Source organism: Burkholderia sp. RF7-non_BP4 (assembly GCF_001521935.1).
Taxonomy (GTDB): Bacteria; Pseudomonadota; Gammaproteobacteria; order Burkholderiales; family Burkholderiaceae; genus Burkholderia; species Burkholderia diffusa.
The window spans coordinates 39,947-51,967 of sequence record NZ_LOTA01000010.1 but is presented as its reverse complement, the minus strand read 5'-3'; the positions used below and the strand labels follow the sequence as shown (position 1 = coordinate 51,967).

10 protein-coding genes are annotated in these 12,021 nt (G+C 66.4%); 6 read left to right on the top strand and 4 right to left on the bottom strand.

From position 1 onward, the window contains the following. Positions 1-2 precede the first annotated feature (2 nt). Positions 3-827, bottom strand: coding sequence for a GntR family transcriptional regulator (locus WS49_RS04050; RefSeq protein WP_082721900.1), 825 nt, complete (start codon positions 825-827; stop codon positions 3-5). Between the two features lie 288 nt (positions 828-1,115). On the opposite strand from WS49_RS04050, the gene WS49_RS04045 reads away from it, so the two are divergent. From WS49_RS04045 to acnA, 5 genes are all read left to right on the top strand, one after another. After that, positions 1,116-2,102 (top strand): malate dehydrogenase, encoded by a 987-nt coding sequence (locus WS49_RS04045; RefSeq protein WP_044843799.1) that lies wholly within the window; start codon positions 1,116-1,118, stop codon positions 2,100-2,102. A gap of 184 nt (positions 2,103-2,286) precedes the next feature. Then, positions 2,287-3,291 (top strand): HpcH/HpaI aldolase/citrate lyase family protein, encoded by a 1,005-nt coding sequence (locus WS49_RS04040; protein ID WP_059524710.1) that lies wholly within the window; start codon positions 2,287-2,289, stop codon positions 3,289-3,291. Between the two features lie 223 nt (positions 3,292-3,514). Next, positions 3,515-4,024 carry a hypothetical protein gene (locus tag WS49_RS04035; protein WP_059524708.1) on the top strand — a complete coding sequence of 170 codons (510 nt, stop codon included), beginning with the start codon at positions 3,515-3,517 and terminating at the stop codon, positions 4,022-4,024. A gap of 32 nt (positions 4,025-4,056) precedes the next feature. Then, positions 4,057-5,508 (top strand): bifunctional 2-methylcitrate dehydratase/aconitate hydratase, encoded by a 1,452-nt coding sequence (locus WS49_RS04030; protein ID WP_059524706.1) that lies wholly within the window; start codon positions 4,057-4,059, stop codon positions 5,506-5,508. Between the two features lie 45 nt (positions 5,509-5,553). Further along, positions 5,554-8,271 (top strand): aconitate hydratase AcnA, encoded by a 2,718-nt coding sequence (acnA, locus tag WS49_RS04025; RefSeq protein WP_059524704.1) that lies wholly within the window; start codon positions 5,554-5,556, stop codon positions 8,269-8,271. 120 nt (positions 8,272-8,391) lie between these two features. Here acnA and WS49_RS04020 read toward each other — a convergent pair whose 3' ends face one another. From WS49_RS04020 to WS49_RS04010, 3 genes are read right to left on the bottom strand one after another with little or no spacing between them, the layout of a single operon-like run. Beyond that, positions 8,392-8,820, bottom strand: coding sequence for a DUF1801 domain-containing protein (locus WS49_RS04020; RefSeq protein ID WP_059524702.1), 429 nt, complete (start codon positions 8,818-8,820; stop codon positions 8,392-8,394). Then, positions 8,817-9,248 carry an SRPBCC family protein gene (locus tag WS49_RS04015; RefSeq protein WP_059524700.1) on the bottom strand — a complete coding sequence of 144 codons (432 nt, stop codon included), beginning with the start codon at positions 9,246-9,248 and terminating at the stop codon, positions 8,817-8,819. Before WS49_RS04015 ends, WS49_RS04020 begins: the two co-directional genes overlap by 4 nt. Then, complete coding sequence (locus WS49_RS04010; RefSeq protein WP_059524698.1) at positions 9,245-9,568, bottom strand: ArsR/SmtB family transcription factor; 324 nt, start codon at positions 9,566-9,568, stop codon at positions 9,245-9,247. The genes WS49_RS04015 and WS49_RS04010 overlap by 4 nt, the downstream gene beginning before the upstream one ends. A gap of 700 nt (positions 9,569-10,268) precedes the next feature. On the opposite strand from WS49_RS04010, the gene WS49_RS04005 reads away from it, so the two are divergent. After that, positions 10,269-12,008, top strand: coding sequence for a S53 family peptidase (locus WS49_RS04005; protein ID WP_059524696.1), 1,740 nt, complete (start codon positions 10,269-10,271; stop codon positions 12,006-12,008). Positions 12,009-12,021: the final 13 nt, after the last annotated feature.

Sequence of the window (12,021 nt, the reverse complement as noted above, 5' to 3'; positions counted from 1 at the left end):
CGTCAGCTCAAGTCATTCTGATAGTAATACCCGGTTGTGACATACCAGCCGCGTCGCACTTCCACCGGCCGGTCTCCGTATGTATAGGACACACGCTCCACCGACAGCAAAGGAAAACCCGCCGGCACGTGCAGCAGGTCGGCCACCGCCGGCTCCGCCGCCACCGCGCGGATCTTCTCCGTCGCGCGGATCATCCGCGTGCCGAACTCCGTCTCGAACATCGCGTAGAGCGGCCCCTTGTACTCGCTCAGCCGCTCGAACGTGAGCCCGCGGAACATCGCGCCCGGCAGCCAGATCTCGTCCAGCACCGTCACTTCGTTCTCGAACTCCAGCAGGCGGCGCACCTGCACGACCGGGTCGGCCGGCTTCAGGTCGAGCTGCCGCGCGATCTCGGCCGGCGCGCGCAGGCGCCGGCATTCGAGCAGGCGGCTCACGTGCGGATGCTCGGCACCGTCGTCGGCCAGCAGACGCAGAAAGCGGAACTGCGCGCGATCTTCGTTGTGCGTCGCAACAAAAGTGCCCTTGCCCTGCCGCCGGACCACCAGGTTTTCGGCGGCCAGTTCGTCGATCGCCTTGCGAACGGTGCCCTGGCTGACCTTGTAACGGGCCGCGAGCTCCACTTCGCTCGGAATGATCTCGCCCGGCTTCCACTCGCCGGATTCCAGGCTTTGCGTGATCAATGACTTGATCTGCTGGTATAACGGACTGAAGGTCGGCGACGGCGAAGCGGCAGGCGCCGGCACGGAATCGGCCGCGCCCGGCTGCCCTGGGCCGCCTGCGCCGGTCGGATTCGCGTTGTTCGCCTGGTTCGATGTCATGGCGCGCATTTCATCACAAACCGCGCTTTTCCGTCCACTCAAATTCCGCAAAACATCTGTCTTATATAAGACATATGATACCGTTTGACTTTGGGCCCGCCGGCTCCTACACTCCGGGGCGAGCAAGGGTTCGCGGGTGCAAAACGCGTCCCCGGCTACGTGCCACGGCCGTCTCCAGGTTCACCGCGTCTGCCTTTCGCGAGTCCTCCGCCCTGCTTCAATGCAACGCTACGCGTAACGCGCATAGAATGGCGTTTTGCCTAGCGTCCACCGCTTCACCCGTCCTGGAGATTTTCAATGGCTAAGCCCGCAAAGCGCGTTGCCGTCACCGGCGCCGCAGGTCAAATCGCTTACTCCCTGCTGTTCCGCATCGCGAACGGCGACCTGCTCGGCAAGGACCAGCCGGTCATCCTGCAACTGCTCGACCTCCCGCAAGCCCAAGCCGCCGTCAAAGGCGTCGTGATGGAACTCGACGATTGCGCGTTCCCGCTGCTCGCGGGCGTCGTGATCACCGACGATCCGAAGGTTGCATTCAAGGATGCGGACGTCGCGCTGCTGGTCGGTGCACGTCCGCGCTCGAAGGGCATGGAGCGCAAGGACCTGCTGTCGGCGAACGCCGAGATCTTCACGGTCCAGGGCGCCGCGCTGAACGAAGTCGCGAGCCGCGACGTGAAGGTGCTGGTCGTCGGCAACCCGGCGAACACCAACGCGTACATCGCGATGAAGTCGGCGCCGGATCTGCCGAAGAAGAACTTCACGGCAATGCTGCGCCTCGACCACAACCGCGCGCTGTCGCAGCTCGCGGCGAAGTCGGGCAAGCCGGTCGCTTCGATCGAGAAGCTCGCCGTGTGGGGCAACCACTCGCCGACGATGTACCCCGACTTCCGCTTCGCGACCGTCGAAGGCGAGTCGCTGCTGAAGCTGATCAACGACGACGTGTGGAACCGCGACACGTTCATCCCGACTGTCGGCAAGCGCGGCGCGGCGATCATCGAAGCGCGCGGCCTGTCGTCGGCAGCGTCGGCGGCGAACGCGGCGATCGACCACGTGCGTGACTGGGTCCTCGGCACGAACGGCAAGTGGGTCACGATGGGCATCCCGTCGGACGGCTCGTACGGCATCCCCGAAGACATCATCTACGGCGTGCCCGTCACGTGCGAAAACGGCGAGTACAAGCGCGTCGAAGGCCTCGAAATCGACGCATTCTCGCGCGAGAAGATGGACGGCACGCTGGCCGAACTGCTCGAAGAGCGCGACGGCGTCGCTCACCTGCTGAAGAACTAAGCAGACTGCACGGCCGGGCCGCCTCCGGGCGGTCCGGTCACGGCACGGGCGGCGGGCCGGCAGCCGGCCCCGCCGCCCGATCCGATCCGGGCACGTTTTGCCGCTCCAGGCGCCCCGCGCGCCGGCCCAGAACGCGCCCGAATCCGATTTTCTCCACGTTGCCCGCCTCCTTGACGTAGAAGAGATGTCCGCGCTCACTCCTGCACAAGTGCTGTACGACGGGGCGTCCCCGCCCGCGATCCTGCCCTGCTGCGATCACTACGCGGGCAGCGAGAAGCTGATGCGCAAGTCGCTCGCGCTCCAGGCCGAACTCGGCCCCGTGTTCGACATCACGCTCGACTGCGAGGACGGCGCGGCCGTCGGCCAGGAAGCCGCGCACGCGCAACTCGTCGCCGAATTTCTCGGCAGCGCCGAAAACCGCTTCGGGCGTGTCGGCGTCCGCATCCACGACTTTTCCCATCCCCACTGGCGCGACGACGTGCGCATCGTGCTGCGCGCCGCGCGCGCGCCGGCCTACGTCACGCTGCCGAAGATCGCGAGCGCCGCGGACGCGGCCGAGATGGTCGCGTTCATCGAAGGCACGCGCCGCGAGCTGGGCCTCGCGCAGCCGATCCCGGTCGACGTGCTGGTCGAGACGCACGGCGCGCTCGCGCAGGCGGCCGCGCTCGCCGCGCTGCCGCGGGTCGGCACGCTCAGCTTCGGGCTGATGGACTTCGTGTCCGCGCATCACGGCGCGATTCCCGATGCGGCGATGCGCTCGCCCGGCCAGTTCGACCACCCGCTCGTGCGCCGTGCAAAGCTGGAAATCGCCGCCGCCTGCCACGCGCACGGCAAGACGCCGTCGCACAACGTGACGACGGAGGTGCGCGACATGGCCGTCGTCGCCGGCGACGCGCGTCGCGCACGCGACGAATTCGCGTTCACGCGGATGTGGAGCATCCATCCCGCGCAGATCCGCCCGATCGTCGACGCATTCGCGCCGCGCACCGATGAAGTCGCGCTGGCCGCCGAGATCCTGCTGGCCGCGCAGGCCGCCGACTGGGGCCCGACGCGCCGCGGCGATACACTGCACGACCGCGCGAGCTACCGCTATTACTGGTCGGTGCTGCGCCGCGCACGGGCGACCGGCCAGCCGGTGCCGGACGAGGCCGCGCCGCTGTTCGGCCCGGCCGCCGGAGACGCGCGGTGAGCGCGCGCCGACACACGCATTTCATCGAATCACCGGAGCGTGAACCCGCGACAGGTTTGCGAAACGACAAAAAACGTAACGGAGCCCGAAAACCTGAAATATGCGCGGCCAAATAGGTGAAAATAGCGGCCGCTGCGCGCTTCCGGGGCGCGTGCAGTTTCAAACCGGCCGACGGTGTCTGCCGCCGGCCCTTGTCAACTGATTATCGAAAGGTTCTGACTCCATGAAGAAACTCCTGATCGCTACCGCCATCGGCGCGTTGTCCGCCACGATGCTGGTGTCGGCTCCGAGCGCGTTCGCCCAGGATACGGCGACGACCGCGAAGAAGACGGCCAAGCGCCCGGCGCCGGCCAAGCGCATCGTTCCGCGCAGCAAGAAGGCGCAGGCGCGTGCCGCGGCCAAGGTCGATCCGGTACCGGACGGCGCAGCCAAGTGGGCGTGCAAGGACGGCCTGTCGTTCGACCTCGCCGGCGACATGAAGCGTGACCAGGTCGTCACGGTTCACTGGGCGAAGAAGAACTACAAGCTGCCGCGTCAGGCCACGACGACGGGCGCCGACACGTTTTACGATCCGGCCGCGGGCTTCAAGCTGGTCGTGATCCCGAGCAAGGCGATGCTGTTCAGCGACGCCAACGGCGGCGAGCGTCTCGCCGACGAATGCGTGACGCCGGAAATGGCGCAAGGCACGCCGGCTCCGACGCAATCGAACGAACTGAAGCCGGCAACGAACTAAGCGCCCGCGTCTTCACGCTCCCAGGCCCCTCGATGTCCGCCTCGGTCTCCAACGTCCGCCCCGCTCCGGATACGGTACTCGTCGATATCGTCGACTACGTGCTGAACACCGGAATCGACAGCGCGCTCGCGCTGGAGACGGCGCGTCATTGCCTGATCGACACGCTCGGATGCGGACTCGAGGCGCTGTCCTACCCGGCCTGCACCAAGCTGCTCGGCCCCGTCGTGCCCGGCACGATCGTGCCGAACGGCGCGAAGGTGCCCGGCACGTCCTTCCAGCTCGATCCCGTCCAGGCCGCTTTCGACATCGGCGCGATGATCCGCTGGCTGGACTTCAACGACACCTGGCTCGCCGCCGAATGGGGTCATCCGTCCGATAATCTCGGCGGAATCCTGGCGACGGCCGACTGGCTGTCCCGCACGGCCGTCGCGGCCGGCAGGAAGCCGCTTTCCATGCGCGACGTGCTCGTCGCGATGATCCAGGCCCACGAGATCCAGGGCTGCCTCGCACTCGAGAATTCGTTCAACGCGGTCGGGCTCGACCACGTGCTGCTCGTCAAGGTCGCGTCGACGGCCGTCGTCGGCCGCCTGCTCGGCCTCACGCGCGACGAGCTGATCAACGCGGTATCCAACGCATTCGTCGACGGCCAGGCGCTGCGCACGTACCGCCACGCGCCGAACACCGGTTCGCGCAAGTCGTGGGCGGCCGGCGACGCGACATCGCGCGCGGTGCGCCTCGCGCTGATCGCGAAAACGGGTGAAATGGGCTACCCGTCGGCGCTCACCGCGAAAACCTGGGGCTTCTACGACGTGCTGTTCGGCGGGCAGCCGTTCCGCTTCCAGCGCCCGTACGGCACGTACGTGATGGAGAACGTGCTGTTCAAGATCGCGTTCCCCGCCGAATTCCACGCGCAGACGGCCGCCGAGGCCGCGCTGCAACTGCACGCGCAGCTCGCCGCGGCGGGCCGCACCACCGACGAGATCAGCCGGATCACGATCCGCACGCACGCGGCCGCGATCCGCATCATCGACAAGCAGGGGCCGCTCGCCAATCCGGCCGACCGCGACCACTGCATCCAGTACATGGTTGCCGTGCCGCTGCTGTTCGGCCGGCTGACCGCTGCCGATTACGAAGACGCGGTCGCCGCCGATCCGCGCATCGACGCGCTGCGCGCGAAAACCGTGTGCGTCGAGGATCCGCAGTTCACGAAGGATTACCATGACCCGACCAGACGATCGATCGCGAACGCGCTGACGATCGAATTCGCGGACGGGTCGAAACTCGCCGAAGTGGCGGTCGAATACCCGATCGGCCATCGGCGTCGCCGTGCGGAGGGCATCCCGCTGCTGGTCGAGAAATTCAGGACCAACCTCGCCCGTCGCTTCCCGGCAAAGCAGCAACAAGCGATTCTCGACGTGTCGCTGGACCAGGCAAAGCTCGAAGCGATGCCGGTCGATGAGTACGTCGACTTGTATGTGATTTAGCACCAGGACTCTTTGTTTCCTAGCCTTAAACCCAGGAAAATCACCATGGCCCACAATCTCCACAAGACCCTCAAGGAATTCGACAGCGGTTCCGGCAAAGGCAAGTTCTACTCGCTGCCGCAGCTCGGCAAGGAACTGAAGACGAAGATCGAACGCCTCCCGGTGTCGATCCGTATCGTGCTCGAGTCCGTGCTGCGCAACTACGACGGCAAGAAGATCACCGAAGAACACATCGAGCAGCTCGCGAACTGGAAGCCGACCGCCAAGCGCGTCGACGAGATTCCGTTCGTGGTGTCGCGCGTCGTGCTGCAGGACTTCACTGGCGTGCCGCTGCTCGCCGACATCGCGGCCATGCGCGGTGTGGCAGAGCGTTCGGGCAAGAACCCGAAGAAGATCGAGCCGCTGGTCCCGGTCGATCTCGTCGTCGACCACTCGGTCCAGATCGACTACTTCCGCCAGAAGGACGCGCTCGACCTGAACATGAAGCTGGAATTCCAGCGCAACAACGAGCGCTACCAGTTCATGAAGTGGGGCATGCAGGCGTTCGACACGTTCAAGGTCGTGCCGCCGGGCGTCGGCATCGTCCACCAGGTGAACCTCGAGTATCTCGCGCGCGGCGTCCACAAGAAGGCGGACGGCGGCGACACCGTGTACTACCCGGACACGCTCGTCGGCACGGACAGCCACACGACGATGATCAACGGCATCGGCGTGGTCGGCTGGGGCGTGGGCGGCATCGAGGCGGAAGCCGGCATGCTCGGCCAGCCGGTGTACTTCCTGACGCCGGACGTCGTCGGCGTCGAGCTGAAGGGCAAGCTGCGCGAAGGCGTGACGGCCACCGACCTGGTGCTGACGATCACCGAAATGCTGCGCAAGGAGAAGGTCGTCGGCAAGTTCGTCGAGTTCTTCGGCGAAGGCACGAAGTCGCTGTCGCTGCCGGACCGCGCGACGATCGGCAACATGGCGCCGGAATACGGCGCGACGATGGGCTTCTTCCCGGTCGACGAAAAGACGATCGACTACTTCGAAGGCACGGGCCGCACGAAGGCGGAAATCGCCGCGTTCGAAAACTACTTCAAGGCCCAGAAGCTGTTCGGCATTCCGAAGGCCGGCGACATCGACTACACGAAGACTGTGACGCTCGACCTGGCAACGGTCGCCCCGTCGCTGGCCGGCCCGAAGCGCCCGCAGGACCGCATCGAGATCGGCAACGTCAAGTCGACGTTCACCGACCTGTTCTCGAAGCCGGTCGCGGAAAACGGCTTCGCGAAGAAGGCGGACGACCTGAACGCGCAATACACGACGAGCAACGGCGTCGACGTGAAGAACGGCGACGTGCTGATCGCCGCGATCACGTCGTGCACGAACACGTCGAACCCGAGCGTGCTGCTGGCCGCCGGCCTGCTCGCGAAGAAGGCCGTCGAAGCCGGCCTGACCGTCGCGCCGCACATCAAGACGTCGCTCGCGCCGGGATCGCGCATCGTCACCGAATACCTGACGAAGACGGGCCTGCTGCCCTACCTCGCGAAGCTCGGCTTCGAAGTCGCCGCCTACGGCTGCACGACCTGTATCGGCAACGCGGGCGACCTGACGCCGGAACTGAACGAAGCGATCACGAAGAACGACATCGTCGCGGCTGCGGTGCTGTCGGGCAACCGTAACTTCGAAGCGCGCATCCACCCGAACATCCGCGCGAACTTCCTCGCGTCGCCGCCGCTGGTCGTCGCCTACGCGATCGCCGGCAACATCACGCGCGACCTGATGACCGAGCCGGTCGGCAAGGGCAAGGACGGCTACGACATCTACCTCGGCGACATCTGGCCGACCAGCGATGAAATCCACGCGCTGCTCAAGTTCGCGCTCGACCCGAAGAAGTTCGAGGACAACTACTCGAAGCTGACCAAGAAGGGCGACCTCTGGAGCAAGATCGAGGGCGAAACGGGTCAGGTCTACGACTGGCCGAAGTCGACCTACATCGCCGAGCCGCCGTTCTTCGGCAACGACTTCTCGATGGAGCCGGCCGCGTCGATCCCGACGGTCAAGGGCGCACGCGCACTGGGCATCTTCGGTGACTCGGTCACGACCGACCACATCAGCCCGGCAGGCTCGATCAAGGAAGACTCGCCGGCCGGCAAGTGGCTGAAGGAGAACGGCGTGCAGAAGGCCGACTTCAACAGCTACGGCTCGCGCCGCGGCAACCACGACGTGATGATGCGCGGCACGTTCGCGAACGTGCGGATCAAGAACCTGATGATCCCGGCGAAGGCGGACGGCACGCGCGTCGAAGGCGGCCTGACGATCCACCAGCCGAGCGGCGAACAGCAGTCGATCTACGACGCGGCCATGCAGTACGTCGCGGCCGACACGCCGACCGTCGTGTTCGCAGGCGAAGAGTACGGCACGGGCTCGTCGCGCGACTGGGCCGCGAAGGGCACGCAACTGCTCGGCGTGAAGGCCGTGATCGCACGCAGCTTCGAGCGGATCCACCGCTCGAACCTGGTCGGCATGGGCGTGCTGCCGCTGCAGTTCAAGGGCGCGGACAGCGTCCAGTCGCTCGGCATCACCGGTGAAGAGACGTACGACATCGAAGGCCTCGGCGACGACTTCAAGCCGCAGCAGGACGTCACGCTCGTGATCCACCGCAAGAACGGCGAAGCGACCCGCGTGCCGGTGCTGCTGCGCATCGATACGCCGATCGAAGTCGACTACTACAAGCACGGCGGTATCCTGCCGTTCGTGCTGCGCTCGCTGCTCGCAGCGTAAGCGTCCTGCTTTTGCAGGTGCCGCAGCCGCCTCGCGGCGGTTGCGGCCGATTTGGATGCCCGACCTCGTGTCGGGCTTTTTTTTATGCGCGCGCGGCGGGAGCGCGATGTCGGCGGTACGTCATGCGGTCTTGTCGCCGCGTGCCTTGGCCCCCGCCCGCACGTTCTTCTTCAGGTGGGCGCGGTTGTAGTCGATCGCCGCGCGAACGAGGCGCTTCAGCGCGCGCTTGTCGAGCGTGTCGCCTTCGAGGAAATCGATCGCGCGCCGCGCATTGCCGTCGAGGCCGGCATTGAACAGCCCGTCGGGATCGGGCAGGTGCGCGCCGTGCATGAACGTGAGCTTCACCTTGCCCTTGTGCGCGTTCGCGACCGCGATCATCCCGTCGCAAGACCACACCGGGCTGCCCATCCATTTCCATTCCTCGACGATGCCGTCTTCGGCGGCAAGGATCGTCTCGCGCAGTTCGGCGAAGGTCTTGCCTCGCCAGTCGGCGATTCCCGCGATCAGCGCGTCGATGCGTGCCGACGGCTCCAGGTCCGGCGCGCTCATGCCCCGGCCTCCGGTTCTCCATCGGGCCGCGCCAGCACCTGTTCGAGCGACTCGAAGAATCGCACCCACCCGTGCTGCGCCCCGCGATACGCCTGTTCCTGATCCGCGCGGAAGCCGGCCTGCTCCATGCGCAGCAGCGTGCCGCCCGGCGTCGGCGTGAGCGTCCACGTGACGACACTTTCCAGGCCATACGCGGCCCATGTATAGGACAGCACGCGCTGCGGCTCGATCGTCAGCACCGTGCAGTCGACCGAACCCCAGTCCGCGCGGAAGCTGAACGCACGGCCCGCGACGGGCTCGAAGTCGCTCTGCATCAGCCACGCCTCGATCAGGTGCGGTTGCGTGAGCGCACGCCAGATCCTCTCCGGCGGATGCGACAGTTCCCGTTCGACGACGACGGTACGCGTTTCGGTAGTGGCCTGGTTCATTGATCCATCCTTTTGAGCAGATCTTCGAGAGCGTCGAACCGGTTCTGCCAGAAGCCGGCCATCTGGCTGGTCCAGTCGATCAACGGCGTCAGCGCCTGCGGCTGCGCGCTGTAGTGCGTCTGCCGGCCTTCGTGACGATCGCTCACGAGCCCGGCCTGCTTCAGTACGCCCAGATGCTTCGATACCGCCGGCTGCGACACGCCTGCATGGGCCGTGAGCGCGGCGACCGTCAACTCGCCCTCCTCGCACAGCCGCTCGAAGAGCGCGCGGCGCGTCGGATCGGCCAGTGTTCTGAAAAGCAGGTCGTGAGCGTCGTGCATGTCCGAATCAATAACCCGATGGTTATGGATCGAAGCATAGCCGGCGAACGATACGCGTCAAGGAGGAATTTCGCGCGTGACGTCGTTCGATCCCGCAGTGTGCTCGTTCGCCGGCGCGGGCCGAGCGGCAACGGAACCGCTGGCGACGGACATCCGGCGCGCGCCGAATCGGCGCCATCGTTCGCATTCGAGCATTTCCTCTAATCCGCTCGCCCGACCCGCGAACCGAAAGCACGCTGCAAGACTCGGCATCGCGCTGTTCCACAGTTCGGGAAACGCTCGCGATCGACCGGCCCCGTTTCTGTGCATCCGCGCATCGCGGCGTCGTCGCGTTGGCGTCATGGCGACGCTTGACCACATAGTGCAACGCGCGACGCGCCGACGCCCCATCACGCGCAATGCGCTTTCGCGGCGATTCGCTCCGCAATCGCGCGCATTCCGATACCGCAACGAACGAGTCGTGCGTGCAAACGTCGTCGACCGCAGCGCGATCGCGTCGCGAACCGGTTCCCTTCGGCGGCACCGATGCCGCGTGCGTCGACGCCGCCGCGCATGCGCGCGAACCCGCCGATGTCAGAACTGACAGCTATGGAAACTGGCAGCTACCTGAACGGCACCGACGCCCTACGCTCGTCACCGCTCGCGGCCCCACAAGGGCCGGGGGCTCCAGCAACGTCGTCTCTCCTAAAAAGGACTCCCGATGAAAAGGAACGCCTGGTTTGCCCTCCCCCTTCCGTCGCCCCGCCGCCTCGTGTGCGCGTGGCCGCTCGTGCTCGCCGCCGGCGCGGCGCATGCGACGACGGACTGGGTCGACACCCACACGAAAGCCTTTCTGACCGGCCCGCAACTGATGGCGCGCAGCGCGGCGCCGTCGCTCGAACTCGCGGCCGGCGAGACGACCGACGTCGTCGTCAGCCTGAAGCTGCGCAACGCCGCGCAGCTCAAGCAGCTCGCGCACGACGTGAACCGGCCCGGCAACGCGCATTACCGGCAGTACCTGACGCACGAGCAGTTCCTCGCCAGCTACGCACCGACCGACGCGCAGGTGAAGTCGGTCGTCGACTATCTGCGCAAGAGCGGCTTCGTGAACATCGAAGTGGCGCCGAACCGGCTGCTGGTGTCCGCACGCGGCACGGCCGGCACGGTGAAGACCGCATTCAACACGTCGCTCGTGCATTTCCAGTACGCGGGCCGCTCGGGCTTCGCGAACGCGTCGACCGCGCAGGTGCCGCGCGCGCTCGGCGACGTCGTCGGCTCGGTGCTCGGGCTGCAGAACGTCGCGCGCGCACGGCCGATGCTGCGCATCGGCAACGTCGCGAAGCCGCAGGCACTCGCGGCCGGCACGGCCACCGGCCACTATCCGAAGGAATTCCCCGGCCTCTACAACGCGACCGGCGTGCCGACCGCGGCCGGCGTGACCGTCGGCATCATCACGATCGGCGGCGTGTCGCAGACGCTGCAGGACCTGAAGCAGTTCACGTCGAGCAACGGTTACGGCACGGTCACGACCCAGACCGTCAAGACCAACGGCACCGGCACGAGCGGCAGCTACAGCGACGACCAGGACGGCCAGGGCGAATGGGATCTCGACAGCCAGTCGATCGTCGGCTCGGCCGGCGGCCAGGTCGGCAAGCTGGTGTTCTACATGGCGGACCTGAACGCCGCCGGCAACACGGGGCTCACGCAGGCATTCAACCGCGCGGTGTCGGACAACACCGCGAAGGTGATCAACGTGTCGCTCGGCTGGTGCGAAACCGACGCGAACGCGGACGGCACGATCGACGCCGAGGAACAGATCTTCACGACGGCTGCCGCGCAGGGCCAGACGTTCTCGGTATCGTCGGGCGACGAAGGCGTCTACGAGTGCAACAATCGCGGCTATCCGGACGGCGCGAACTACACGGTGTCGTGGCCGGCCGCGTCGCCGCACGTGCTCGCGATCGGCGGCACGACGTTGTACACCACGTCGGCGGGCGCATTCTCGAACGAAACGGTGTGGAACGAAGGCCTCGACGGGAACGGCAAGCTGTGGGCCACGGGCGGCGGCGTCAGCACGGTCCTGCCGGCGCCGGCGTGGCAGTCGGGCAGCAATCGTCAGTTGCCCGATGTATCGTTCGACGCCGCGCAAAGCACGGGCGCGTACATCTACAACTACGGCCAGCTGCAGCAGATCGGCGGCACGAGCCTCGCCGCGCCGATCTTCACCGGTTTCTGGGCGCGTCTGCTCGCGGCGAACGGCACGGGTCTCGGCTTCCCGGCCGGCAAGTTCTATGCGGACGTTCCGTCGAACCCGTCGCTCGTGCGCTATGACGTCGTGTCGGGGAACAACGGCTATCAGGGGTACGGCTACAAAGCAGGCACCGGCTGGGATCTGACGACCGGCTTCGGCAGCCTGAACATCGCGAACCTCAACAAGCTGATCCAGACGGGCGGCTTCTGAGCGTGATGCGAAG